This is a genomic window from Acidovorax sp. FJL06, assembly GCF_003852545.1.
GTDB lineage: Bacteria > Pseudomonadota > Gammaproteobacteria > Burkholderiales > Burkholderiaceae_C > Acidovorax.
Genome location: NZ_QAJR01000004.1, coordinates 48,750 through 75,564, shown reverse-complemented (window position 1 = coordinate 75,564; position 26,815 = coordinate 48,750). Strand labels below are relative to the sequence as shown.

At 66.6% G+C, this 26,815-nt stretch carries 17 protein-coding genes; 11 read left to right on the top strand and 6 right to left on the bottom strand.

Going from position 1 to position 26,815, the window contains the following annotated elements; all coding sequences use genetic code 11:
- Positions 1 to 265 precede the first annotated feature (265 nt).
- Positions 266 to 811, top strand: a complete 546-nt coding sequence (locus tag DBV10_RS03265; RefSeq protein ID WP_124510599.1) for a hypothetical protein — start codon at positions 266 to 268, stop codon at positions 809 to 811.
- 57 nt (positions 812 to 868) lie between these two features.
- Here DBV10_RS03265 and msrA read toward each other — a convergent pair whose 3' ends face one another.
- On the bottom strand, positions 869 to 1,405 hold the full coding sequence (gene msrA, locus DBV10_RS03260; protein WP_124510597.1) for a peptide-methionine (S)-S-oxide reductase MsrA: 537 nt from the start codon (positions 1,403 to 1,405) through the stop codon (positions 869 to 871).
- 102 nt (positions 1,406 to 1,507) lie between these two features.
- Here msrA and DBV10_RS03255 point away from each other — a divergent pair, with 102 nt between their 5' ends.
- From DBV10_RS03255 to DBV10_RS03230, 6 genes are all read left to right on the top strand, one after another.
- Positions 1,508 to 2,218, top strand: a complete 711-nt coding sequence (locus tag DBV10_RS03255; protein WP_124510595.1) for a TetR/AcrR family transcriptional regulator — start codon at positions 1,508 to 1,510, stop codon at positions 2,216 to 2,218.
- A gap of 2 nt (positions 2,219 to 2,220) precedes the next feature.
- On the top strand, positions 2,221 to 3,405 hold the full coding sequence (locus tag DBV10_RS03250; protein ID WP_124510593.1) for an efflux RND transporter periplasmic adaptor subunit: 1,185 nt from the start codon (positions 2,221 to 2,223) through the stop codon (positions 3,403 to 3,405).
- A 15-nt stretch (positions 3,406 to 3,420) separates the two neighbouring features.
- On the top strand, positions 3,421 to 6,603 hold the full coding sequence (locus DBV10_RS03245) for an efflux RND transporter permease subunit (RefSeq protein ID WP_124510591.1): 3,183 nt from the start codon (positions 3,421 to 3,423) through the stop codon (positions 6,601 to 6,603).
- Between the two features lie 34 nt (positions 6,604 to 6,637).
- The gene (locus DBV10_RS03240) at positions 6,638 to 7,351 is read left to right on the top strand and encodes a protein-L-isoaspartate O-methyltransferase (RefSeq protein ID WP_124510589.1); all 714 of its coding nucleotides are present in this window, start codon (positions 6,638 to 6,640) and stop codon (positions 7,349 to 7,351) included.
- A 22-nt stretch (positions 7,352 to 7,373) separates the two neighbouring features.
- Entirely contained in the window at positions 7,374 to 7,727 is a 354-nt protein-coding gene (locus DBV10_RS03235; protein ID WP_124510587.1) for a rhodanese-like domain-containing protein, read from the top strand.
- A 94-nt stretch (positions 7,728 to 7,821) separates the two neighbouring features.
- Positions 7,822 to 9,156: a TolC family outer membrane protein gene (locus tag DBV10_RS03230; RefSeq protein ID WP_124510585.1), complete on the top strand. Its 1,335-nt coding sequence runs from the start codon at positions 7,822 to 7,824 to the stop codon at positions 9,154 to 9,156.
- Here the strand turns inward: DBV10_RS03230 and DBV10_RS03225 are convergent.
- A complete protein-coding gene (locus DBV10_RS03225) occupies positions 9,149 to 11,446 on the bottom strand; it encodes a bifunctional diguanylate cyclase/phosphodiesterase (RefSeq protein ID WP_124510583.1) in 2,298 nt (765 codons plus the stop codon). The two genes, DBV10_RS03230 and DBV10_RS03225, sit on opposite strands and share 8 nt — an antisense overlap.
- A gap of 237 nt (positions 11,447 to 11,683) precedes the next feature.
- Here DBV10_RS03225 and DBV10_RS03220 point away from each other — a divergent pair, with 237 nt between their 5' ends.
- Positions 11,684 to 14,254 (top strand): hypothetical protein, encoded by a 2,571-nt coding sequence (locus tag DBV10_RS03220; protein WP_124510581.1) that lies wholly within the window; start codon positions 11,684 to 11,686, stop codon positions 14,252 to 14,254.
- Positions 14,255 to 14,433: 179 nt separating this feature from the next.
- Here the strand turns inward: DBV10_RS03220 and DBV10_RS03215 are convergent, their stop codons facing one another.
- From DBV10_RS03215 to DBV10_RS03205, 3 genes are read right to left on the bottom strand one after another with little or no spacing between them, the layout of a single operon-like run.
- Entirely contained in the window at positions 14,434 to 15,792 is a 1,359-nt protein-coding gene (locus DBV10_RS03215) for a 3-deoxy-D-manno-octulosonic acid transferase (protein ID WP_124510579.1), read from the bottom strand.
- Positions 15,789 to 16,583 (bottom strand): carbon-nitrogen hydrolase family protein, encoded by a 795-nt coding sequence (locus tag DBV10_RS03210; protein ID WP_233589788.1) that lies wholly within the window; start codon positions 16,581 to 16,583, stop codon positions 15,789 to 15,791. The genes DBV10_RS03215 and DBV10_RS03210 overlap by 4 nt, the downstream gene beginning before the upstream one ends.
- A gap of 57 nt (positions 16,584 to 16,640) precedes the next feature.
- Positions 16,641 to 18,029, bottom strand: coding sequence for a phosphomannomutase/phosphoglucomutase (locus DBV10_RS03205; protein ID WP_124510577.1), 1,389 nt, complete (start codon positions 18,027 to 18,029; stop codon positions 16,641 to 16,643).
- Between the two features lie 130 nt (positions 18,030 to 18,159).
- On the opposite strand from DBV10_RS03205, the gene DBV10_RS03200 reads away from it, so the two are divergent.
- The 3 genes from DBV10_RS03200 (at position 18,160) to DBV10_RS03190 (ending at position 24,582) form a co-directional block, all read left to right on the top strand.
- Positions 18,160 to 19,740, top strand: coding sequence for a DNA-3-methyladenine glycosylase 2 family protein (locus tag DBV10_RS03200; RefSeq protein ID WP_370451089.1), 1,581 nt, complete (start codon positions 18,160 to 18,162; stop codon positions 19,738 to 19,740).
- 67 nt (positions 19,741 to 19,807) lie between these two features.
- Positions 19,808 to 20,359: a methylated-DNA--[protein]-cysteine S-methyltransferase gene (locus DBV10_RS03195; protein WP_124510573.1), complete on the top strand. Its 552-nt coding sequence runs from the start codon at positions 19,808 to 19,810 to the stop codon at positions 20,357 to 20,359.
- A 374-nt stretch (positions 20,360 to 20,733) separates the two neighbouring features.
- Positions 20,734 to 24,582, top strand: coding sequence for an EAL domain-containing protein (locus tag DBV10_RS03190; RefSeq protein WP_124510571.1), 3,849 nt, complete (start codon positions 20,734 to 20,736; stop codon positions 24,580 to 24,582).
- A gap of 271 nt (positions 24,583 to 24,853) precedes the next feature.
- On the opposite strand, the gene DBV10_RS03185 is transcribed toward DBV10_RS03190, so the two are convergent.
- Positions 24,854 to 26,755 (bottom strand): propionate--CoA ligase, encoded by a 1,902-nt coding sequence (locus DBV10_RS03185; protein WP_124510569.1) that lies wholly within the window; start codon positions 26,753 to 26,755, stop codon positions 24,854 to 24,856.
- Positions 26,756 to 26,815 lie beyond the last annotated feature (60 nt).

Below are 26,815 nucleotides of genomic sequence, written 5' to 3'. Positions count from 1 at the left end.
GGAGGGAGGGACCGGGGCGGGTGGTGGGGGGATGAAGGGGCTGTGTTGGGCATGGGGGGGCGTGGTGGGCGGGTGAGGCTTGTAACGCAATCGGGTTGCATTATGCCTTCGCACCACCAGACCTTGCCATGGCTGAGTCCCCAGAGGATAGAAAGCCCCCACATCGGCGGCCCCAGCACCATCACTGATCGATATAGTGAAGATCTGTGATCTGTAGCCGGATTGGGCCAGCCATTCGGCATGCCCACCTCTTGTTCCTGCACCTATGAAACTTCCGCTTCTTTACGAATATGTCCAAGACTGGCGATTTCATAGCCAGCAGTTTCGATTTGGCCGTGGACTGCATCACATCGCAGTCCAGGGGCGTAAACACCAGGCGAAGGAATGGGGCATCGCGTTGACCCTTGTCTATGTAGCGCTGGTTTCACTCCGGTACCAACTTTGGCCGCTTCTGATCGCAGTCTTGATAGTCCTCGCCTGGAGAATTCCGTCGTTTTGCGCTCAGTTTGGCCTTCTGCGCAAAGCATTGTTCGGGATGCGCTCATCGTTTCGCAGCCATCCGCCGCGGACCATACGACTGGAGGTTTCCGATGAAGGGCTGCGCGAGTTCGATGCCGGAATCGAATCGTTTGCGCCCTGGGCTTCCGTTCGTTCTTTCCGCTTGGCCAGGCGGTTCGTTGAAATCGAGTTGTCCAACAATCTGTATGCCTATGTGCCTGACCAGAGACTCTCGCCCGCCTCGTCAAGGCGCGAAGACTTGGTGGCGATGCTAGAAAAACAGGGCGTGACCAAGCAATTGCCTCCTCCATGAGCTTGCGGGACCCGCCCCAGGGTCTCAACCGCCATCAAACTGGCCCAGGGCGGCGCCTCACCCCTTCAGATATTTGGCAAACGTCTTCCTGAACTTCTCCACCTTCGGCCCCACCACAAACGCGCAATACCCCGCGTTGGGGTTGTTCGCAAAGTAATCCTGGTGGTAGGCCTCGGCCGCGCTGTAGTTGGTCAGCGGCTTCACCTCGGTGGTGATGGGCGCGCCAAACAGCTGGTCTTGCGACATCTGGCGGACCATGTCACTGGCGATCTGGCCGTGCTCGGGGTCTTCGTAATAGATGCCGCTGCGGTACTGCGTGCCCACGTCGTTGCCCTGGCGGTTCAAGGTGGTCGGGTCGTGGGTGTGAAAGAAGATCTCCAGGATCTCCTCCAGGCTGATCTCGTCGGCATCAAAGGCCAGGCGCACCACCTCGGCGTGGCCCGTGTCGCCCTGGCAGATCTGTTCGTAGCTGGGGTTCAGCGTGTGGCCGTTGGTGTAGCCGCTTTCCACGTCGGTGATGCCGCGCACGCGGTCGAACACGGCTTCGGTGCACCAGAAGCAGCCGCCGCCCAGGGTGATGGTTTGCAAAGTCATGGGGTCCTCGGGTTCAAACGGAGACAGAGCCTTGGATTATGAATTGACGCCCCATCTTGCGCTTGCTACATTACTAACCGGTCAGTCATTAACTAAAACACCTTGTCCCCCACCCCCTTCATTCCGCCGTCTGCAGCCGCTGGCACCAAGCGCGAGCGCCGCAAGGAAGCCCGCCCCGGCGAGCTGCTGGAGGCCGCGCTCGACCTGTTTGTCGAAAAGGGGTTTGCCGCCACGCGCGTGGACGAAGTGGCCGCGCGGGCCGGGGTGTCCAAGGGCACGCTGTTTTTGTACTTCCCCAGCAAGGAAGAGCTGTTCAAGGCCGTGGTGCGCGAGAACATCGCCGGCCGGTTTGCAGAGTGGAACGACGAGCTGGAGAACTTTGCCGGCACCACCAGCGAGGTGCTGCGCTATTGCTACCAGGTTTGGTGGGAGCGCATTGGCTGCACCAAGGCGTCGGGCATCACCAAGCTGATGCTCAGCGAGGCGCAGAATTTCCCCGAGATCGTCCAGTTCTACCAGCAGGAAGTGATCCTGCCGGGCCAGGCGCTGATCCGGCGCATTCTGGAGCGGGGCGTGGCGCGGGGCGAGTTCCGGCCCGTGAACCTGGACTACGCCGTGTACCTGGTGCTGGCACCCATGATTTTCCTGATGCTGTGGAAGCATTCCATCGGCGCCTGCGTGCCCGATGCGCTGGGCATGACGCCCGAGCAGTACATCGAGATCCAGGCCGACAACATCCTGCATGGGCTGTGCGTGCGGCCCGGCGCTACACCGCCCGCCCCTTCCCCCCTCCCTTCCTCAACCCCTCTCTGATCATGAAACGCTGGATTCCCTGGATGGCTGCAGCCGTCGCCGTTGTGTTGTTGGGCAGCGGGGTCTGGCGTGCCATGGCCGCGCGGCAGGCGCAGCAAAAAGCGCTGGCCGAAGCCACCGCGCAGCGCGCTGCCGCACCATTGCAACTGGGGGCCGACGAAGTCCTGCCCGTGCAGCCGCTCAACCTGCCGCTGGGGGTGCCGGTGTCTGGCGCCTTGCGGGCGGTGGACTCGGCCATGGTCAAGGCCCGCGTGGGCGGCGAACTGCAGGGCCTCACGGTGCGCGAAGGCGACAGCGTGAAGGTGGGCCAGGAGGTGGCGCGCATCGACCCCACCGAGGCCCGCGCCCGCCTGCGCCAGGCGCAGCAACAGGCCGATGCCGCCAAATCCCAGGTGGACATCAACCAGCGCCAGTACACCAACAACCGCGCGCTGGTGGACCAGGGCTTTATCTCGTCCACCGCGCTGGTCACGTCCCAGGCCAGCCTGGAGGCCGCGCAATCGAGCTACCAGGCCGCTGTCTCGGCCGCTGATGTGGCCCGCAAGGCGCTGGAGGACACCGTGCTCAAAAGCCCCATCAACGGCCAGGTGGCGCAGCGGCTGGCCCAGCCGGGCGAACGTGTGGCGGTGGACGCCCGCATCATCGAAGTGGTGGACCTGTCGCGCCTGGAGCTGGAGGCGTTGTTGACCCCGGCCGACTCCGTGGCCGTGCGCGTGGGCCAGAAGGCGCAGCTGTCCATCGAAGGCGTGCCAACCCCCGTCCAGGCCACCGTGGTGCGCATCAACCCCAGCGCCCAGGCGGGCAGCCGCACGGTGCCGGTGTACCTGCGCGTGGAGCAGGCTCCCGCCGGTGGCGGCGCGCTCCTGCGCCAGGGCCTGTTTGTGCAGGGCATGCTCGACACCGGTCGCGCCGACGTGTTGGCCGTGCCGCTGGATGCCGTGCGCACCGACAAGCCCGCGCCCTACCTCCAGACGCTGAAAGACGGCCGCGTGGCCTACGCCGAAGTCAAGACCGGCACGCGCGCCGTGGTCAACGGCCAGACCCTGGTGGCGGTGGAGGGCGTGCCCGCAGGTACCCCTGTGGTTGCCGGCCGCATCGGCCAGCTGCGCGAGGGCACGGCGGTGTCGATCGCCGGTTCCACCACGGCGGCTGCCGCTGCACCCGCCGCCTCCCGCGCGGCCCCCTGAGCACCCCGCCCCGCCATGTGGTTCACCAAAGTCAGCCTCAAAAACCCCGTGTTCGCCACGATGGTGATGCTCGCCATCGTCGTGCTGGGCCTGTTTTCATACCAGCGCCTCAAGGTCGATCAGTTTCCGAACATCGACTTCCCCGTGGTCGTGGTCACCGTGGATTACCCCGGTGCCTCGCCCGAGATCGTGGAGAGCGAAGTCACCAAGAAGATCGAGGAAGGCGTCAACTCGATTGCCGGTATCAACGCCCTCACCTCGCGCAGCTATGAAGGCACGGCCGTCGTCATCATCGAGTTCCAGTTGCACATCGACGGCCGCAAGGCCGCCGAGGACGTGCGCGAGAAGGTGGCCACCGTGCGCCCCAACCTGCGCACCGAGGTCAAGGAACCGCGCGTGCTGCGCTTCGACCCTGCCAGCCGGCCCGTGTGGTCGCTGGCCGTGCTGCCCGATGAAGCATCCAACCGCAGCGCGGTGGAGCTGACCACCTGGTCTGAACAGGTGCTGAAAAAGCGCCTGGAGAACGTGCGCGGCGTGGGCGCCGTGAACCTGGTGGGCGCCACCAAGCGCGAAATCAACATCTACCTGAACCCGCAGGCGCTCGAAGCCTTTGGCGTGACGCCCGACCAGGTGGCCAGTGCGGTGCGCAGCGAAAACCAGGACCTGCCCGTGGGCGCGATCCGCTCGCTCGCCCAAGAGCGCGTGGTGCAGATCGACGCGCGCATGGAGCGCCCCGAGGACTTCGGCCGGATCATCGTGGCCCGCAAGAACGGCGCCCCCGTGCGCCTGGACCAGGTGGCCCGCGTGAACGACGGCGCGCAGGAAGTGGAAAGCCTGGCGCTCTACAACGGCCAGCGCACGCTGCTCTTGTCGGTGCAGAAGTCGCAGGGCGAGAACACCATCGAGGTGGTGGATGGCCTGAACGCGGCCGTGGCCGAACTCAAGAACCAGCTGCCCCCGGGCGTGCGGCTGGAGAGCATTGGCGACAGCTCCCGCCCCATCCGCGTGGCGGTAAACAACGTGCGCCAGACGCTGATCGAAGGCGCCGTGCTCACGGTGCTGATCGTGTTCCTGTTCCTGAACTCCTGGCGCTCCACCGTCATCACGGGGCTGACGCTGCCGATTGCGCTGATCGGCACGTTTTTGTTCATGAACATGTTCGGCTTCACCATCAACATGATCACGCTGATGGCTTTGAGCCTGTGCGTGGGCCTGCTGATCGACGACGCCATCGTGGTGCGCGAGAACATCGTGCGCCATGTGCAGATGGGCAAGGGCGCGTATGACGCGGCCATGGATGGCACGCAGGAGATCGGCCTGGCAGTGCTGGCCACCACGCTCTCCATCGTGGCGGTGTTCATGCCCATTGGCTTCATGGGCGGCATCATCGGCAAGTTCTTCCACGAATTCGGCATCACCATTGTTGCGGCGGTGATGATCTCGATGTTCGTGAGCTTCACGCTCGACCCCATGATGTCCAGCATCTGGCACGACCCGAGCATCCATGCGCACGGCCAGAAGACCGAGCCTGTCACCTTCTACGACAAGACCATCGGCCGCGTCACGGGCTGGTTCGACCGCGCCACCGACGCCATGGCCGAGGCCTACCAGCACATCCTGCGCTGGTCGCTGGTGCACAAGCTGGCCACCATGCTGATTGCAGTGGGCATCTTCGTGCTCAGCGTCTTCATGGTGCCGCTGCTGGGCACCGAGTTCGTGCCCAAGGCCGACTTTTCTGAAACCAGCCTCAACTTCTACACCCCCGTGGGTTCGTCGCTCGAAGCCACCGAGGCCAAGGCCAAGCAGGTGGAAGGCATCCTGCGCGAGATGCCCGAGGTGCGCTACACACTGGCCACCATCAACACCGGCAGCGCGCAGGGCAAGATGTACGCCAGCATCTACGTGCGCCTGGTGGACCGCAAGGACCGCAGCCGCAGCGTGGACCAGATGTCGGACGTGCTGCGCGAGCGCCTCAAAAGCGTGCCGGGCATTACCGTCACGCACGTGGGCCTGCTGGACGCCGTGGGCGGCAACAAGCAGGTGGAATTCTCTCTGCAGGGGCCCGACCTGCAGGAGCTGGAGCGCCTGACCAAGGTCGTCACCGAAAAAATCCGAGACATCCCTGGCCTGGTGGACCTGGACACGAGCGCCAAGCCCAACAAGCCGGTGATCGCGCTCGAAGTCAAGCGCGACGTGGCCTCGGACCTGGGCCTGTCGGTGGCGCCCATGGCCACCTCGCTGCGCACGCTGGTGGCGGGCACCACGGTGGGCAACTGGCGTGCCCCGGACGACCAGACCTACGACGTGAACGTGCGCCTGGCCCCCGAGGCCCGCACCGCCCCGGCCGACCTGGAACGCCTGCCCTTCGCCCTGGCGGCCGCCGACGGCAGCACCCGCATCGTGCGCCTGAACCAGGTGGCCCGCGTGACCGAATCCACCGGTGCCAACCAGATCAACCGGCGCGACCTGACCCGCGAAGTGGCCGTGAATGCCAACGTGGCCCAGCGCTCGGCCGGCGAGGTGTCAGGCGACATCAAGAAGGCGCTGGAGAGCGTGAGCTTTCCGCCCGGCTACCGCTACCAGTTCGGCGGCTCCACCAAGAACATGGCCGAATCGTTCGGCTACGCCATCTCGGCCCTGGCCATGGCGATCATCTTCATCTACATGATCCTGGCGAGCCAGTTCAAGAGCTTCCTGCAGCCGCTGGCGCTGATGACCTCGCTGCCGCTCACGCTCATTGGCGTGGTGCTGGCGCTGATGATGTTCCGCTCCACGCTGTCGATGTTCTCCATCATCGGCGTGGTGATGCTGATGGGCCTGGTCACCAAAAACGCCATCCTGCTGGTGGACTTTGCCATCCGCGCCCGGGACGAGCATGTGAATGACGAAGGCCACACCGTGCCCGGCCTGCCGCGCGCCGAGGCCCTGCTGCTGGCGGCCCGCGTGCGGCTGCGCCCCATCCTCATGACCACGCTGGCCATGATCTTTGGCATGGTGCCGCTGGCCTTTGCGTTGTCCGAGGGCTCCGAGCAGCGCGCGCCCATGGGCCAGGCGGTGATCGGCGGGGTGATCACCTCGTCGCTGCTCACACTGGTGGTGGTGCCAGTGGTGTATTGCTACATGGATGATCTGGCGCAATGGGCACTGCGAAAGATGGGGCGCACCCCGCCAGCGCCTAAAATCAAGGGTTTGTCCTGAACATCCCGGCACCCGCCTCCCACGGAGAAATTCCATGAACATGCCCCTGAACACGTCCGCCAACATCAGCGACCCCGTCGCCCAGGCCCGCTACAACATGATCGAGCAGCAGATCCGCCCCTGGAACGTGCTCGACGCCGACGTGCTGGACCTGCTGGCCGTGGTGCGCCGCGAGGACTTCGTGCCCCCGGCCTACCGCAGCCTGGCGTTCATGGACATTGAAGTGCCCCTGCTGGGCGACGACGCCGAAGAGGCCGTGCGCCTGGGCCACAGCATGCTGCAGCCGCGCGTGGAAGCCCGCGTGCTGCAAGACCTGCAAATCAAGCCCACCGACCGCGTGCTCGAAATCGGCGCTGGCTCCGGCTACATGGCGGCGCTGCTGGCCCACCGCGCCGAGCGCGTGGTATCGCTCGAAATCAACCCCGAGCTGGCCGAAATGGCCCGTGAGAACCTGCGCGATGCCGGCATCCAGAACGCCGACGTGCGCCAGGGTGACGGAGCCCGCGATGCCATCCCGGACGGCCCGTTCGACGTGATCGTGCTCAGCGGCTCGGTGGCCGAAGTGCCCAGCGCCCTGCTAGCCCTGCTGCGCGACGGCGGCCGCCTGGGCGCCATCGTGGGCGGCGAGCCCGTGATGCGCTTCACCCTGACCCGCCGCACCGGCGACCGCTTTGAAACCACGGCCCCCTGGGACACCACTGCGCCCCGCCTGGTGAACTTCCCCGAGCCCTCCGGCTTCACGTTCTGATTACCGTCCTTCGGAGTTCTGCATGATCGATCACGTCCGCCCTGCCCAGCTGTCTGCCTGGTTTGCCACGGCACCCGAAGGCAGCCAGCCCCTGGTGCTGGACGTGCGCGAACCCTGGGAGCTGCAAACCGCCAGCGTGCGCGCGGAAGGTTTTGAGCTGGTGGCCATCCCCATGGGTGAATTGCCCGCGCGGCTGGCCGAGCTGGAACCAGCCCGCCAAGCACAACGCCCCATTGCCTGCCTGTGCCACCACGGTGCACGCAGCCTGCGGGTGGCCGCGTTTTTGCAGCACAACGGTTTTGACAAGTTGGCCAACATCACCGGCGGCATCGAGGCCTGGTCGCATGAAAACGACCCTGCCGTGCCCCGTTACTGAGGTGGGGTGACGCCCATCCCTTGCCCGGCCCACGACCGCCCCGCTTGCTTGCTCGCTTCCTCCATCGAACCGCAGACTCTTCCGAAGGACCTTCATGACACCGTTCCGGCCTCTTTCCCTGTCCCTTCTGTCCCTGGCAATGGGTGCGGCGCTTACTGCCCCGGCGCAGGCCCAGAGCCTGCTGGAGCTGGTGGAATCGGCCCGCACCTACGACACGGCCTGGCAGTCTGCCCGCGCCCAGCTCGATGCCGCGGGCCGCAAGGCCGACCAGGCCCGCGCAGGCCTGCTGCCTACCGCAGCGCTGACCAGCGGCGTCACCCGCTCCAACGTGGAGCTGAGCAAGCCCAAGATCGAGAACACCGGCACGGCCCAGACGGTGGGCGTGAACGCCTCGCAGCCGCTGTACCGCCCGGCCAACCGCATCAACCTGGAGCAGGGCCAGCGCGGCGTGGACGTGGCCCAGGCCCAGCTCGACGCGGCCACCCAGGACCTGCTGGTGCGCGTGAGCCAGGCCTATTTCGACGTGCTGGCCGCGCAGGACACCCTGACCTTCGTGCAGGCCCAGAAAGCCGCCGTGTCCGAGCAACTGGCCTCGGCCAAGCGCAACTTCGAGGTGGGCACCACCACGGTGACGGATTCGCGCGAGGCCCAGGCCCGCTACGACCTGGTGGTTGCCCAGGAGATCGCGGCCGAGAACGACCTGCGCGTGAAGCGCCTGGCACTGGACCAGCTGGTGGGCATCACCGGCACCAAACCCCGCCCGCTGGCCCTGCCCCTGCCCTTACCGGCCGTGCAACCCGACAACGTGGCCACCTGGGTGGACACCGCGCGCGACCAGCAGCCCGCCGTGCGCCAGGCCGCCATTGCGCTGGACATCGCCCGCCTGGAAACCAAGAAGGCCGAAACCGGCCACCTGCCCACGGTGGACCTGCAGGCCGGCTACAACATCACGCGCAACCTGCACGGCACCATCAGCTCGCCCGGCGTCACGGCCCGCAGCAACGCCGCCAGTGTGGGCGTGGCATTGAACCTGCCGCTGTTTGCCGGCTTTGCCGTGCAAAACCGCGTCAAGGAAACCCTGGCCCTGGAAGAAAAAGCCACGGCCGACCTGGAAACCGCCCGCCGCACCGTGGCCCAGGCCACCCGCGCCGCCTTCTTCGGCGTGCAGTCGGGCCAGGGCCAGGTGCAGGCCCTCGAAGCGGCCGAGGCTTCCAGCCAAAGCGCGCTCGATGCCAACAAGCTCGGCTACCAGGTGGGGGTGCGCATCAACATCGACGTGCTCAACGCCCAAAGCCAGCTGTTCCAGACCAAGCGCGACCTGGCCCAGGCCCGCTACAACGTGCTGCTGGGCACGCTCAAGCTGCGCCAGGCGGCCGGCACGCTGGCGCAGCAGGACATCGAGGCCGTGAACGCGCTGCTGGTCAAATGACCGCGTCGGGGATGTTGCGCTCCTCCCCGGCCAGCTGCTGCGGGTGCGCGCGCAACTGCTCGGCGGCCATGGGCCGCCCCAGCAGGTAGCCCTGCAGGAAGTCGCAGCCCTCGGCCTTGAGAATCTCGTACTGGCGCCAGGTTTCCACCCCCTCGGCCACCACCTTGAGGTGCAGGCTGTGCGCCATGGAGATGATGGCGCGCACCAGCGAGTGGTTGCGGCTGCTTTCTTCCAGTTCCATCACAAAGCTGCGATCGATCTTGACCGTGTTGAGGCTAAAGCGCGACAGGTAGCTCAGCGACGAATAGCCTGTGCCGAAGTCGTCCAGCGACAGCCCCACCCCCGCGTCGTGCAGGCGGTGCAGCAGGGCCGGCAGGTCTTCCTGGTCGCTGGCCAGCAGGGTTTCGGTCAATTCCAGCTCAATGCCCGAGGGCGGCAGGCCATAGCGCTCCAGCAGGGCAAACACCTGGCCCTCAAAACCCAGCTGGGTGAATTGCCGCACCGACACATTGATGCTCACCACCGGTGCCAGCCCCTGGGCACGCCACTGCGCCGCCTGGCGGATGGCCTCTTCCAGGATCCATTCGCCCACCTCCAGGATGAGCGAGGTCTCCTCGGCCACCGGAATGAAACGCCCGGGCGGCACCCAGCCCAGCTGCGGGCTCTCCCAGCGCACCAGCGCCTCGGCCTTGGCCATGCGGCCGGTGTCGCAGCAGTAGATGGGCTGGTAGTGCAGCCGCAGCTCTTGCCGGGGCACGGCCTGGCGCAGGGCCGACTCCAGGCGCAGGGATTCGGCCAGGCGCTCGTCCATGTCCGACTCGAAGAAGCACCAGCCCCCCCGCCCCCGCGCCTTGGACTCGTACATCGCCACCTCGGCATGCTGCAGCAGCACCGCGGCCGTGAGCCCTTCCCGGCCCGAGAATGCGACGCCGATCGTGGCCTCGATCTGGTAGTCCATGCCGTCCGAGCGGAACTGGCGCCGGATGAGCTGCAGCACCGCCAGGGCCCGGGCCTCCACCTCCAGAATGCTCATGAGCGACGGCAGCCCGGCCATCACCAGCGCAAACTCGTCTCCGCTCAGGCGCGCCAGCAAGTCGCTCGGCTTCTTCTGCTCCTGCAAGGCCTGGGCGATGTCGCGCAGGAGTTCATCGCCAAAGGCATGGCCCAGCGTATCGTTGACTTTCTTGAAGTGGTCCAGGTCGATCAGCAGCACGGCGCACTGGGTGTGCTGGCGCTGCGCGATCCAGAGCACCGCATCGAGCTGTTGCTCCAGGAAGTGGCGGTTGGGCAGGCCGGTCAGCTGGTCGGTGTTGGCCTGGTGCAGGCGCTCCTCCTCGCCCTTCTTGCGCTCGCTCAGGTCGCGGATCAGGCCCAGGATGACTGGGTAGCCCAGGTCCATGTAGCTTGAAAAGATGATCTCGGCCGGAAAAGGCTCGCCCTGCGCGGGCGTGATGGCGCGCTCCAGGCGCATGGGCTCCTCCATCGGGCCGGACTGCACCATGGCGTTGACCTTGCGGAACATCGCTTCGGCCTCCTCCTGCTCGCGCGCCAGCAGCGGCACCTGCCGGCCCACCAGTTCCTCGGGGGAGGCATTGCCCGCCAGCTGCGCAAACCGCTCGTTGCAAAACAGGATCTTGCCGTCGAGCCTGCGGGCCACCAGCGCATCGGGCAGGTGCTTGATCACGCTGGACAGCCGCTGGCGCGTCTGCGCAATCGCCGCATCGACCAGCACCAGGCCCAGCAACAGGCTGGCAGCCCAGCCCACCGCCGAGATGACCGGGTTCTGGAACGGCGTGCCGATGGTGGCGGGCTCCAGAAAATAGAGCAGGCAAGTCCCCGTCTTGAGCGCAAAGGCCGCCGCCAGGAGCCGGTAGCCCATGCGTTGGCACAAGACGGCCGAGGCCCCATAGGCCAGCATCATCAGGCCCAAAACCAGAATGCTGCCGGCAGACTTGTCCCCCCCAACCCCCACCACGGCGATCAGAAAAGCCAGGCCCAGGCTGCGCGCCACCAAGACGCCCGGACCGATGATGCGCCCCCGCAGAAAATTGGTGCCCGCATACAGGCTGGCCAGGAAAAAACCCGTGAGCAGCGTGGCCACCGCCCCCAGCCACTGCATCTCCGGGTAAAGCCGGTACCGGTAACCCGTCAAGGTGGCCCCTGCCAGGGCCAGGTGGGCGATGCCCCACAACAGCGTGGCCTGGTTCAGCCGCGCACTGTTCCAGCCGATCAGGAAGGCCAAGCCCAGGATCGCCAGTGCCGCAACGCCCAGATCATGTACAGGAACCACCGGACACCGCCTGATACAGTTGTTTCACTCCATGGTAGCGGTTGCAGCTTGCTTTGTGCCTAGAACTTGGATGAATCGCCATGTAACTGCCCTGCCGCACATCCGCAATCAGCGGTGCCAGGTCTTGGCGAGAGCAACTGTTGCGACTCAGGCGACGCTCAGGCGTCTGACACAATATGACGCACATTGCAGTCCCCGAGCTCGCGCGCATTGTCATTTTTATCGCAAGGAACACCCATGGTTTTCGGCTGGAAACGGTTCACACAGTTGGCCCTGTTGGGCTGCCTCATCGTACTCAGTGCCTGCGGCGGGGGCGGTTCCGCAGAATTGCAACTGGATCCCTCGCTGCAAGGGGCAAGCGTCCAGATTACCCACGATGCCCAAGACGCTACGCGGCCGGCGCAGATCATGGCGACATACAGCGCTCGCGTCGTCAACGTTGCAGCGGATTTCCTCGTGGTAGGTGGCACTTGCACCCAGGCGCCTGCTCCTGTCATCTCAGTCGATACTGCGCGCATGGTGGTCACGGTGCGCTTGAGCGGCGGCAACTGTGAGGGCGGCCAGACGCTCACGCTCACGGTGGATCCCGCCAAAGTCACGCTCGAGAACGCGACGCTGGCCAACACGGCGATCTGGACGCGCAGTTTCGCCATCTCGCCCACGAGCCAGAAGATCAGTGGCTCGATCAGTTGGTTGGCCGGCACCGTGGTGCTCAGGATCAACGGCGGAGAGACAGTGACGGTTGCGAGCGACGGATTTTTCGTGTTCCCTACGATGCTCAGTGCAGGCAGTGTCTACACGGTGACCGTGGATACCCAGCCGGCCGGCCAGACTTGCTCGGTGAGCAATGGCAGCGGCGTAGTGGGCACCAGCCCTGTGGAAAAGTTGATTGTCATGTGCTCCACGGATGCGTACCAGGTCGGAGGCACGGTCGCCGGACTGACCGGCGCGTTGGAACTGGTCAACAACGGTGCTGACTTGTTGGCAATCAACGCCAATGGACGCTTTATCTTCCCTGTTCCCGTGGCCTACGGCGCCGGGTATGCAGTCACCGTCCGCACCCAGCCAATTGGCCAGACCTGCTCGGTCAGCCGTGGTACCGGGGCCATGGGAGGCCCCGTGAGCGACGTGGCCGTGGTGTGCGCAACCAACGCCTACAAAGTGGGGGGCACGGTTTCTAGTCTTGTGGGCACCCTGGAGCTGCTCAACAACGGCGTTGATTTGTGGGCAATCACTGCCAACGGCTCTTTCGCATTCCCCACCTCTGTGGCATTCGGCTCTCCGTACACTGTCACGATCAAGACCCAGCCTCTGAACCAGACCTGTACCGTGGCCAACGGCAGCGGAACGATGGGCGGCGCCAACGTCACCAATGTCACGCTGGCATGTGCAACGTCCATCTTTTCAGCAGGCAACACCTACAACGGAACCTCGGGGGCCGGTGATGTGTTCACAGGCCCCATCGCCGGCCTGAACGGCTCGACCTTCAATGGCAATGCGGCCGACACCGATGCAATGACCTTCACCACGGCCGGAAGCGTGAACCTCAACAATGGCACCACCGGCGGCACGCTCTCGAACATCAAAGTGCTGAATCTTGCCAATGGCTCCAATACCATCACGTTTGCCAACGCAACTTCAGGCGTCACCACGGTCGTTGGGGGCACCGGTAACGACGTGGTCGATCTTGCCAACACAGGCAACACGTTTCTGGCTGGCACAGTCAACCTGGGCACGGGCAGCAACAGCCTGAAAATGGAAAACAAGACCTACACGGGCAGCTACACGTCGGGCTCTGGTGGCAATGACACGCTGTATCTGTTCAACGGCACCAATATCGCCGGAGCAAGTGTGTCGGGCTTCGAGAACCTCGTGGTTGCCAGCAACGCGACGGTCACTATGGCACCAGGCCAGTTGTCGCAGTTCATAGGCACAATCACCGCCGCAGGCACGGAAACCATCAATCTGGCATCCTCAGGCACCTTCACCGCGCTGCCAAACATCGAGAACTACAACCTGGCCAACGGAACGAACAACTTCACCTCGGCTGATGTGCCCGTGACGGTGGTGGGTGGTTCGGGCGTTGACGTGTTTAATTTCACAGCAAACCAGATCATCAACTTCCTGACCTCGATTGATGGCGGCGGCGGCGGCACCAACATACTGAACATTGGCGCGACCGCGACACAGTCGATAGACCTCAGCACCAAGGTCATCAGCAACATACAGATCGTCAGTGTTGCGGGCAGCGTCGGAACGGCGAGTTTTACCAACATCAATGGTGCTGGTGCAACCCTGAACTACACCAAGTCCACAGGCGATAACACCATCAATTTGGGGTCAGGCGGTCAGACACTGAATTTGTTTGGCTCCAGCTCCGCAAGCACGACCGTCACAGGTAGCCCTGCCGCTGACACCATCAACCTTCCGTTCAGTGGCAGTGGCTCAGAAACCCTGATCGAGACGGGCTCGAACATGTCAAACCGGACCCAAATAGACACGGTGGGGAATTTCAATGCCACGGGCACCGATTATTTCAAGACCGGAGTAAATGCAACTTCCGTTGGAAGCTTCATCATTGGCAATGCAGACACGGGCAATTACCTGGCCACCATTGGCAGTGGGCTGTCGATTGTCCTGAACAATACCGGACAGGCCTACCTCATCACCATCCAGACGGGCACGGCGGCCGGCACCTATTTGTTTCAGAATTCGGGCAGCAACACCAGCCAATTCGACGATACGGATTTCTTTGTAAAGCTGACCGGCACGATAGGAGCGATATCCACCATCAATTTGATTCAATAGCGGGTGATTCAAAAACAGGTGGGTACTCTCGCAACTTGCACCAATCCCGTTGAGGCGAGCCCAGGACCGCCCGCGCTTTGACAAGGCAGGTCCTTCGTAGCCCGGCTTTACTTTGGACGGTCTTCCGGGTTTTATGTGCCCGGAATCAATCCAGGGAACGCGCGCTCCCTTCCCAAAAATCAACGATCAGATTCCACCATGCCCAAAACGGCCCGCGCCGTGGCTTGCGCAGCACCCCGGTGGGCGCTGGAAAAACGGGTGGCGCGGTCACTGGCCGCCGCGTGGGCTGTTGGGTTCCGTGCCAAATCCACGGCCTGGGCGATGCCGGTGGCCATGTCGGGCACCCGCTGCGCTGCGCCGGCCGCGCAGGCCAGTTCGGCCGCTTCGGCAAAGTTGAAGGTGTGGGGGCCCAGCACCACGGGGCAGCCGCAGGCGGCGGCCTCGATGAGGTTCTGGCCGCCCAGCGGGGCGAAGCTGCCGCCCAGCATGGCCACATGGGCCAGGCCGTAGTACAGCGCCATCTCGCCCAGCGAGTCGCCCAGCCACACGTCGGCGGCCTCGGGCACGCCTGTCCAGGTGCTGCGGCGGGACACGGTGAGGCCCGCCTGCAGCAGCTGCTGGTGCACCTCGTCGAAACGCTGTGGGTGGCGCGGCACGATGAGCCATTGCACGCTGTTCAGGGCGCTGCTGCTGCGCGCTTCACTATTGATAGCTGTTTGCGCTTGCTGGATTTGCCCTGGAGCCGTTTTTTGCGTCAAGCTCTCCAGCCACAGTGCCTCTTCGCCCTCGCGGCTGCTGGCCAGCATGACCACGGGGCGCAGGGCCTGTGCGCGCCAGTTGCGGCCCAGCGCGAGCTGGCCGGCATCGGGCACCACGTCGAACTTGAGGTTGCCGAACACGCCTGCTACCCGCGCGCCGATGGCGCGCAGCCGCTGGGCATCGCCCTCGGTCTGGGCCCACACGGCGGCCAGGTTGCTGTAGGCGGGGCGTGCCAATGCGGCCAGGCGCTGTGCGTTGCGCAGGGATTTGGCGTTGAGCCGCGCGTTGGCCAGCACCAGCGGCACGCCACGTCGGCGGCAACCGGCCACCAGGTTGGGCCAGACCTCGGTCTCCATCAGGATGCCGATGGCCGGGCGGAACTTGCGCAGAAACCGCGCCACAGCACCGGGCGTGTCCCAGGGCTGCCACACCTGCACGTCGCCGGGCAGCAGCAGTTTCTCGCCCTCGGCCCGGCCCGTGGCCGTGCCGTGCGTGAGCAGCAGGCGCATGCCGGGCAACTGCTCGCGCAGCGCGGCCAGCAGGATGGCGGCGGCCCGGGTCTCGCCCAGCGAGACCGCGTGGATCCACACAAAGCGGCCCAGCGGATCGGAGCTGCTGTGCGGCATCAGGCTGTCGATGGGCGTGGGATAGCGGCCAAAACGTTCGCCGATGGCGAGGCCATAGCCGGGCTCGGCCTTGGCGCGGTGGCGCAGCTTGCGGCGCAGCAAGGGCTGAGCGCCCCAGGTCACCACCGAATACAGGGCGCGGGCGGGGTTCATGCTGCGGCGAGCTGCAGGTCCACGGTCAGCACGCCGCCGCTCCAGCCGCTGTCGCCCCGGGCCGCCCAGACGATGCAGGGCGCATCGCCCTCGGCGGCCGCCACGCAGCGGCCGCCGGGCTCCCAGACCGCGCTGCGGCCGGCGCTGACGTAACCGCCGGAGGGCCCGCTGTAGTTGGCCAGCAGCACGGCCATGGCGTGGTCGCGTGCGTAGCCCTGCAGCAATGCCGACTCGGGGTCATAGCCCTGGTGGCTGATCAAGGCCCCGGCCGCATACAGCGCTGCGCCCGCGCCATGCGCCGCGCGGGCGTGTTCGGGGTGGGTGATGTCCGCGCAGACCGCCATGCCCGTGGGCTCCCCCGCGAGCAGGTGCACCTGCGCGTCGTCGGTGCCTGCGCTCGCAAAACGCTCTTCACTGGCGTGCAAATGGCGCTTGCGGTACAGCGCCACGCTGCCATCGGGCGCCAGCACCCAGGCGCCGATGGCGGGCAAAGCGCCCGCCTGCACCGGCGCGGCGGGTCCGCCCACCACGATGGCCATGCCCTGCTCGCGCGCGGCCTGGCGCAGCGGGGCCAGCGCTGCATGGTCGGCATTCAGCACGTTGACGGCCAGCGCTGCGGGCTCGTAGCCGGTGAGCGACAGCTCCGGGAACAGCAGCACCTGCACGCCCTCGCTGGCCGCTACCCGCACAAAGGCCAGGTGGGTCTGCACATTGCGCGCCACGTCCCCAGGAGTGGATGGCGACTGCGCGGCGGCGATGCGCAAGGGGGTAGACACGGAGGGGTTGTTCACGCGGACAGCTCGGTCAGGAAAGCGGCAGATAAAAAGAAAAGGCTTGTCGAGGGGCGCTCAGTGGCTGGCCGCGCCCACATGGGCGTCGGGTTTGACCCGGTGCAGCAGCGCCAGCATGGCGGCCTCGATGCGCGCCAGCGCCTCGGGGGTGTGGCCTTCAAAGCGCAGCACGAGCACGGGCGTGGTGTTGCTCGCGCGGATCAGGCCAAAACCGTCGGGCCAGTCCACACGCAAGCCGTCGATGGTGCTCACCGTGGCGGGCGCGGCAAACTGGCCTGCGGCCAGGGCCTGCAGCTCGGCCGTGAGGCGGTGGGGTTCGCCCTCGGCGCACGACACGTTGAGTTCGGGCGTGGAAAAGCTGGTGGGCAGTGCGTTGAGCACGGCGCTGGGGTCTGCGGATTGGCTCAAAATCTCCAGCAGGCGGCAGCCCGCATAAGTGCCGTCGTCAAAACCGTACCAGCGCTCCTTGAAGAAGATGTGGCCGCTCATCTCGCCGCCCAGTGGGGAGTTGGTCTCTTTCATCCGGGCCTTGATGAGCGAGTGGCCGGTCTTGAACATCACCGGCACGCCGCCTGCTTCTGCAATCGCGGGCGCCAGGCGCTGGGTGCACTTCACGTCGAAGATGATCTCGCCGCCGGGCACGCGCGAGAGCACGTCCTGCGCAAACAGCATCATCTGGCGGTCGGGGAAGATGTTGGTGCCGTCCTTGGTCACTATCCCCAAGCGGTCGCCGTCGCCGTCAAACGCCAGGCCCAGCTCGGCGTCGCTGGCCTTCAGGGCTTCGATCAGGTCGCGCAGGTTCTCGGGTTTGCTCGGGTCGGGGTGGTGGTTGGGGAAGTTGCCGTCCACCTCGGAGAACAGCTCGATCACTTCGCAGCCCAGTGCCCGGAAGATGGCGGGGGCCGAGGCGCCCGCAATGCCGTTGCCACAGTCCACCACGATCTTCATGGGGCGGGCCAGCTTCACATCGCCCACGATGCGTTCGCGGTAGGTGGGCAGCACATCCACATGGCGCACCGAGCCGCCGGGCGCCAGTTGCCAGCTCTCCTGCTCCATGGTGCGGCGCAGGCCCTGGATCTCCTCGCCATAGATGGCGCGGCCGTTCAGCACCATCTTGAAGCCGTTGTAGTCCTTGGGGTTGTGGCTGCCCGTGACCTGGATGCCGCTGTTGCACAGCGTGCTGGCCGCAAAGTACAAGAGCGGCGTGGTGACCAGGCCCACGTCGATGACCTCGATGCCTGCCTCCACCAGCCCCTGAATCAGCGCCCCCGACATCGCAGGGCCCGACAGGCGCCCGTCGCGCCCCACGGCCACCGTGGTCTGCCCCTCGGCGCGGGCGGCGGTGCCAAAGGCCCGGCCCAGGCCCAGGGCGACTTCTTCATTCAGGGTGGAAGGCACGATGCCACGGATGTCGTAGGCTTTGAAAATGGCGGGCGTCGGTTGCACGTCGAAAGACCTTTAGCGAAGGGTGTTGAAGAGCCGGCTGCATTGTAGGCGGGGCCCCTGCCCGGCCCGATGCCCGGAGCGCCCGCAGGCACATGTCCGAAAACGGCCAGTGCAAGCGATGCCGATCCCTATGATCCGGCCCATGACCTCGACCACCCCACCGCCCGCCGCCAGCGCCGACCCCGCCTCGGACGAAGGCCGCTACCTGGCCCTGCTGGCGCGGGATGCGCGTTTCGACGGGCATTTCTTCACCGGCGTGACCTCCACCGGCATCTACTGCCGCCCCGTGTGTGCCGTGCGCACGCCCCGGCGCGAGAACTGCCGCTTCTTTGCGCTGGCCGCGCAGGCCGAACATGCGGGCTTTCGCCCCTGCCTGCGCTGCCGGCCCGAGTTGGCGCCCCAGGCGCTGGTGTGGTCGGTGCAGGACGCGAGCAGCATCCTGGTGCAGCAGGCCGTGCGCCTGCTGGATGCGCCCGACCTCTGGCCCACACCGCCCGCACCGGGTGAAGGCAGCGCCACCGTGGCCCGCCTGGCCGAGCGCCTGGGCGTGAGCGACCGCCACCTGCGCCGCATCTTCGAGGCGGCCCTGGGCGTCTCGCCCCTGCAATACCTGCAGACCCGCCGCCTGCTCACGGCCAAACAGCTGCTCACCGACACGCGCATGCCCGTCACGCAGGTGGCGCTGGCCAGCGGCTTTGCGAGCGTGCGGCGGTTCAATGCGGCGTTTGCGGGGCACTACGGGCTCAACCCCACGCAGTTGCGGCGCAGCCGCGCGACCCCGGCCACGCCGGGGGCTGCCGAGGGCCATGGCACCGCGCTGCGCCTGGCCTGGCGGCCGCCGTTTGATGTGGCGGCGCTGCTGGCGTTCTTCGAGCGGCGGCAGTTCCATGGCGTCGAATGGGTGCTTCCCCAAGAGGCCACGCTGCGGCGCACCGTGCGTTTGCCCGCCGCCAGCACGGGCCTCGGCCAGGAAACGACCGGCTGGTTCAGTGCGCGCTTTGACGTGGCGCGCCACCAGGTGCTGCTACAGACCAGCGACAGCCTGTACCCCGTACTGCCGCTGGTCATCCGCCGCGTGCGTGCCATGCTGGACCTGGACGCCGACCCGGCCGCCATCAACGCCGTGCTGCACCCATCCTTCCCCGAAGGCGACGGCCTTCGCGTGCCCGGCGCCTTCGACGGCTTTGAGCTGGCGGTGCGCGCCGTGCTGGGCCAGCAAATCACCGTGGCGGCTGCGCGCACGCTGGGCCAGCGGCTGGTGGAGCGCCTGGGCGAGCCCATCGAAACGCCCTGGCCCGAGCTGGGCCGCCTGTTCCCCACCGCCGCCACGCTGGCCGTGGCCGATGGCGACACGCTGGGCCAGCTGGGCATCGTGCGCCAGCGCCAGGCGGCCATCGTGGCACTGGCGCGTGCGGTGGACAGCGGCAACCTGGCCCTGCATGCCGGGGCCGACGTGCCCACCACCACGGCCGCGCTGTGCGCGCTGCCCGGCATCGGCGACTGGACGGCCCAGTACATCGCCATGCGGGTGCTGCGCTGGCCCGATGCCTTCCCGGCCGGCGATGTGGCGCTGCACAAGGCGCTGGGTGTGCAGGGCCAGAAGAACCCGGCGCGCGCGGCCGCCGCTGCATCCGAGGCCTGGCGCCCCTGGCGCAGCTATGCGGTGCTGCGCGCCTGGGCTGTGCTGGCGCAATCACTATCAAAACAATAGCTGCTAGCGCTTTCCTATAGGGCGCTACAGCCTGTTTTAACTTACACCCTCTAAAAACGAGCCCACCATGCAATACCACCCCCACACCGTGCAGGCCCGCGCGGACACGGCCCTTGGGCCGGTGCGCCTGGCCGCCTCGCCCGCCGGCCTGTGCGGCGTCTGGTTCGAAGGCCAGCGCCACGAACCCAGCCACCAACTGCATGGCGACAGCGCCTGGGCCGAGGCCAGCGACCACGCGCTTTTGCAAGAGGCCACCGGCCAGTTGCAGCGATACCTGCGCGGCGAACGCGCCGGCTTTGACCTGCCGCTGGACCTCTCGGGCGGCACACCGTTCCAGCAAGAGGTCTGGCAGGCCTTGCTGGCCATTGGGCGGGGCGGCACCAGCACCTATGGCCACCTCAGCCAGCAACTGGGCCGGCCCCGCGCCGTGCGGGCCGTGGGGGCGGCCGTGGGGCGTAACCCGCTGAGCGTGATCGTGCCCTGCCACCGTGTGCTGGGCGCCGATGGCAGCCTGACCGGCTACGCGGGCGGCCTCCCGCGCAAGGCCGCGCTGCTGGCGCTGGAGCAGGCGCTGAAACCAGCCCCGCCCGCCCTGGCCTCCATGCACCGGCATCGTTGAATTCATTGCGCCGGCCTGCTCCGGGCGCTTCGTTCTTTGCGATCCGCAAGGGCGCCCAAATTCGGCCCTGGACCTGGTGCGCCAGGGTGGCGGGCGCGTCCGGCCCAGGAGGGGGCTGCGGCCCCGCCATCGTGCGTGCACATTGTTGTCAACCGGGCTTATCAGGACGGGCCGCACGGCTTTCGCCGCTGCAGAACAGGCCTAAACTCGGTGCATGGTTTCTGTGCCGGGTTCTTGCTCACACGCCACGAGTCCACCGTGGCAAGACACCGGGTTGGGGGCGCGTCTGCCACCCCGGCCCGGGGGGCTGAGCCCTTGCCTGCCGGGCCGGCCAAACCTATCGCTTCTGCCCTGCGGGGCGCGGGCCTTTCACCATGGCACATAACGCGCTGCTTGCGGGCGGACTGCTGCTTCTGCTGGTGCTGGTGCTGGCGCACCTGCAGCCGACTGAAATCCTGCACCCCTCGCGCCGCACCCAGGTGCTGACCGGCGTGACCGGGGGCGTGGTGTCGGCCCTGGTGCTGGTGGTGCTGCGCTGGAATGCGCCCGAGCTGGGGGTCGTGGCCTACCCCACAGCCACGGCGTTCATGGCCATGTACTTCGGGCCACTGGCCGCCCTGATCACGGCAGCCATGGCCTTCCTGGCCCTTGTGGTGTGCGATGACGGCGCGTGGCTGGCCGCGCTGGCCGTTCTGTTGGGGGCGGGCGCATTGGGCGCGCTGTGGCGCAAGGCCGATGCCCGCCAGGGCCGCAGCCCGTGGCTGGCCATGGCGGGCTTGGCGCTGACGCTGCCGCCCGCCGTGACGCTGTGCCTCATGGCAGGCGGCGCACTCCCCGTTCCGGCGTCGGCCCTGGAGTGGCTTGCGCAGCTGCCCTGGTACCACGGTGCCGGCATCCTGATCCTGGGCACGGGGCGGCAGTTGCTGGTGGGCAAGGCGCAGTCGGTGATGGCGCTCGAGCGGGCCCACCGCACGTTAGAAGAGCGCGAACAACAGTTGCGCCTGGCACTGGATTCATTGGGTGGTGGGCGCTGGGAATGGGACGTGCAGACGCGCCAGTTCCGCTGTGACGGCAGCTTCTACGAGGCCTATGGCGTTACCCGCGCCGATGCGAGCGCCCCGGACCTGTGGGCGCGCTGGTATGCCCGGCGCCACCCGGTGGATGCCGAACGCAACGCCGCACGGCTGGCGCGGGCCATGGACGGGCAAGAGGAAAGCTACGAGGCCGAGTTCCGGGTGATGGACCTGACGGGCCGCTGGCGCTGGGTCATGTCGCGCGGTACGGTGGCACGGCGCGACGCCCTGGGCCGCCCCGTGAGCATGATCGGCATGGACGTGGACATCACGGCGCACCGCGAGGTCGAGGACGCGCTGCGCAGCTCCGAGGCCAAGTACACCACCTTCTACCAGACGCTGCCCGACCCGGCGGGCATCTCGCGCATCTCGGACGGCCGCTATGTGGACGTGAACCCAGCCTTTTGCGAGGTGCTGGGCCGTTCGCGCGAGGAGGTCATCGGCCGCACGTCCACCGAACTCAGCATCTGGGCCAGCGAGCAGGAACGCACACGCCTGGTCGACACCTTCCGCCGTGAAGGCAAGGTGGACCGCCTGCCCCTGGTGGCCCAGAGCAACGGGGTGCGCATTCCGGGCCTGATGTCGGCACGCTCCGTGCTTGTGGATGGCGAAAACTGCTTTGTCTTCGTCTTCCACGACATGACCGAAGCCCAACGCACCAGCGACGAACTCCGGGCGCTCTACAACCAGCTGCAGCAGGCCGGCCGGCTGGCCCGCCTGGGCGCCTGGGAGGACGAGCACGGAAAGGGCCTGACCTACTGGTCGGAGATGTGCTTCGACATCCATGGCCTGGACCCGAGCCAGCCGCCGCCCAGCGACTACATCGACCGCCATGTCGCCCCCGCCTACCGCGAGGCGCTGCGCGAGAAGTTCCGCCAGAGCCTGCGTTCGCGCACCGCGTGGAGCATGGAGATGGAAGTGATCCACACCGACGGCCACCTGCTGTGGGTGCGGGCACGCGGCGAACCCCTGATCGAGAACGACCGCGTCGTCAAGGTGCGCGGCGTGATGCAGGACATTGACGAAGCCAAGCGCGCCGAACAGCGCCTGCACCAGTCGGAAGAGCGCTTCTCAGGCATCTTCCACCTCGCCCCCTACCCCATGGGCCTGTCGCTGCGCCACGATGGCCGTTATGTCGAGGTCAACCCCGCCTGGGTGGAGATGATGGGCATCCCGCGCGAGGAAGCCATTGGCCGCACCGCCATCGAATTGGGCCTGTTCACCCAGGAAGACCGCCAGCACCTGATGGAGGCCGTGGCCCAGAACAACCATGTCAATAGCCATGAACTGCGGATTCAGGTGCGCAACGCCCCTGCGCGCACGGTGCTGCAGTCCATGCGGGCCACGGAGTTCGGCGGAGAGTCCTGCTGGCTGTTTTCGGTGCACGACATCACCGACCGCAAGCACGAAGAAGAGCAGGTGCGTGAACGGGAAGAGCTGCTCTCGCTCACCATCTCGGCGGCTTCGTTGGGGCGGTGGGACTGGAACCTGCAGACCGGCGTCGTCACGGGCGACAGCCGCTGGCGCACCATGCGGGGCCTGGACACCCTGAGCGCCCTGGGCAGCGAGCCACGGCCGGCGGTGCAGTGGACCGCCGCCATCGCGCCCGACGACATCGACCGCATCAACGCCGAACTGGCGCGCCACACGGCCCACCCCGGCACCCCCTTCGACGCCACCTGGCGTGTGAATCGGCCCGGCGACGCCACACGCTGGGTGCGCAACCTGGGCAAGATCGTGGGCTTTGACAGCCAAGGGCGCCCCGCCCGCATGCTGGGCGTGGCCATTGATGTAACGCCCCAGCGCGAGCAAGAGGTCATGCTGCAGCGGCTGGCCTTGTACGACGCCCTCACCGGCCTGCCCAACCGCGTGCTGCTGGCCCGCAAGCTGCAGGAAAGCATGGGCCATGCACGCGAGAACGGCACGCAGCTGGGGGTGGCCTACCTCGACCTCGACGGTTTCAAGCCCGTGAACGACCGCCTGGGCCATGGTGCGGGCGACCGCCTGCTGGTGGTGGTGGCGGGCCGCCTTACCCGCGCACTGCGGCCCAGCGACTGCGTGGCCCGCCTGGGGGGCGATGAGTTCGTGATCCTCATGCCCGGGCTGGAGTCCGCCAGCGACTGCGAACACCTGCTCGAACGCGTGATGGAAAGCGTCTCGGCCCCCTACACGCTGGACGCCGAGCGCGTGGTGGTCACGGCCAGCATCGGCTACACCGTGTTCCCGCAGGACGACGCCGATGCCGACACCCTGCTGCGCCACGCCGACCAGGCCATGTACGCCGCCAAACAGGCCGGGCGCAACCGCTTTCACCAGTTCGACGCCGCCCAGGAGCGCGCCGTGCAACTGCGACGCGCCCAAGGCCGCCACCTGCGCGACGCCCTGGCCGACGCCCAGTTCACGCTGTACCTGCAGCCCAAGGTGGACATGCGCAGTGGCACCGTGGTGGGTGCCGAAGTGCTTTCGCGCTGGCAGCACCCCGAACGCGGCCTGGTGCCCCCCGGCGAATTCCTGCCGCTGCTGCAGGGCACCGAGCTGGAGATCAGTTTTGGCGAATGGGTGGCCGACGCCGCGCTCACGGTGCTGGAGCAATTGCAGGACCGGGGCCTGCCCATGCCGCTGAGCATCAACATCGCCGCGCAGCACCTGCAGCAACCCGGTTTTGCCAGCTGGATGGCCCAATGCCTGGCGCGCCACCCCAAGGTGCCCACGCACCTGGTGGAGATCGAGATCACCGAAAGCGCCGCGCTCTACGATCTGGCGGCCGCAGCCACCACGCTCACCGAACTGCGCGCCATGGGCGTTGCTGTGTCGCTGGACGACTTTGGCACCGGCTACTCGTCCCTCACCTACCTGCGCCGCCTGCCCATGGACACGCTCAAGATCGACCAGAGCTTTGTGCACGGCATGATGGGCGACCCCGGCGACCTGGCCATCGTGCAGGGCGTGATCGGCCTGGCCCGCTCCTTCGGCTACCGCGTGATCGCCGAGGGCGTGGAAACCGTCGAGCAAGGGCAGATGCTGCTGCAACTAGGTTGCACCCAGGCCCAGGGCTACTGCATCGCCCGGCCCATGCCGCTGGACGACTTCATTGGCTGGACGCCGGGGTGGCAGCCGCCGGCGGGGTGGCAGCGCAACCGGCCAGTGTGAGTCTTGAAAAGCAGCCTGACGAGGGACTTGCCTCAGATCGCCCCTTTCGTCCCAAGCCTGCCAAAAGGCTGCGAGCAAGAAGCACCCCGGCTTCGACAAGTTCAGCCCGAACGGATTGGTGGACGGAGCGTCTGATGCACCTAGTCTGAAGCACTTACATTGCCATGAAGAGAAGCGCCTGGCGACCGCCTACATAGCCCTGGTAGCTATTATTTTTATACCTTTGGTGCTGGGGGCTGACAAGGTTTTGCCCTCTCAACCTCCATCAAAGTCACCCCACCAGTTCCTTCACCTGCTGCAGCGCAGCCGGGTCTTCCATCGTCGTCAGATCCCCCGGATCGCGCCGCTCGGCCACGGCCTGCAGGGCGCGGCGCAGCAGCTTGCCGCTGCGGGTCTTGGGCAGCACGGTCACAAAGTGCACACGCGATGGCCGGGCCACGGCGCCGAGTTGGTTGTCCACCTGCTTCATCACCTCGCCTTCGAGTTGGAGGCGGGCGGCGTCATCGGTGAGGCCTGAAGCATCGCGCGCCACGGCAAACGCCATCGCCACCTGGCCCTTCAAGCTGTCGGCCACGCCCACCACGGCCACTTCGGCGATGTTGGGGTGGGAGGCAATGCTTTCCTCGATCTCGCGTGTGCCCAGGCGGTGGCCGGCCACGTTGATCACGTCGTCGGTGCGGCCCAGGATGAAGTGGTAGCCGTCGGCGTCGCGGATGCCCCAGTCGAAGGTGCTGTAGACCAGGCGGCCGGGGATGCTCTTCCAGTAGGTGTTCACAAAGCGCGCATCGTCGCGCCACACGGTCTGCATGCAGCCGGGGGGCAGCGGGCCTTCGATGGCGACCACGCCCTTCTGGTTGGCGCCGGTCAGCTCTTCGCCCGTGGCCTCGTCGAGCAGCTTGACGTGGTAACCATAGACCGCCTTGCCCGGGCTGCCCCAGCGCGCGGCGTTGTCCTCGATGCCGTTGGCCACCGCCAGGATGGGCCAGCCGGTTTCGGTCTGCCAGTAGTTGTCGATGATGGGGATGTTCAGCGCCGCGCCAATCCAGCGCGCGGTGGGCTCGTCCACCGGTTCGCCAGCCAGCCACAGGGCCTTGAGGCTCTTCACGTTGTATTGGGTGAGGTAGGCAGGGTCCTGCTTTTTCAGCACCCGCACCGCCGTGGGGGCCGAGAACATGTGCGTGACCTGGTACTTCTCCACGATGCTCCACCACACCCCTGCATCGGGCCGGATCGGCAGGCCCTCGTACAGGATGGTGGTCATGCCGGCCAGCAGCGGCCCGTAGATGATGTAGCTGTGCCCCACCACCCAGCCGATGTCGCTGGTGGCGAAGTACACCTCCCCGGGCTTGGCGTCGAAGATGTGCTTCATGCTGGCGGCCAGCGCCACGGCATAGCCGCCGGTGTCGCGCTGCACGCCCTTGGGTTTGCCTGTGGTGCCGCTGGTGTACAGCGTGTAGCTGGGGTGGGTGGATTCGACCCATTCGCAGGGCACCACGGTGTTCAGGTGCTGCTCGCGCAGCGGCGCCCAGTCGTGGTCGCGCCCGGGCTGCAGGTGCATGGGGGCCAGGCCCCGGTTAATCATCAGCACGGCGGCGGGTTTGTGCTTGGACAACGCAATGGCCTCGTCCAGCAGCGGCTTGTAGGGCACCACCTTGCCACCGCGCGAGCCTGCATCGGCGCTGACCACGGCCACGGGCTCCGCGTCTTCGATGCGCGAGGCCAGCGAGCCCGATGCAAAGCCGCCAAACACCACCGAATGCAGCGCGCCGATGCGCACACAGGCCAGCATGGCAAAGGCGGCCTCGGCAATCATGGGCATATAGATGAGCACGCGGTCGCCCTTCTTCACGCCCAGCGACAACAGCACGGCCGCCATGCGCTGCACCTCGGCATGCAGCTCGGCAAAGCTGTAGCTGCGCTCGGTGTTGGTTTCGGTGGAGATGGCCACCAGCGCCGCCTGGCTGGCGCGCGTGGCCAGGTGCCGGTCGACCGCGTTGTGGCACAGGTTGGTGGTGCCGCCCACAAACCATTGGGCAAATGGCGGGTTGCTGTAGTCGCACACCTGCTGGGGCGGGGTTTGCCAGTCGATCAGCTTCGCCTGTTCGCTCCAGAAGGCGTCGCGGTGGTCGATGGACTGGCGGTAGAAGTCGGCGTAGGTGCTGTGTGCGGTCATTGCGGGGGTCTCCTCGGCATCTCTCTCGCCCTGCCAGGACAGCAGGTTTTGAATTCATAA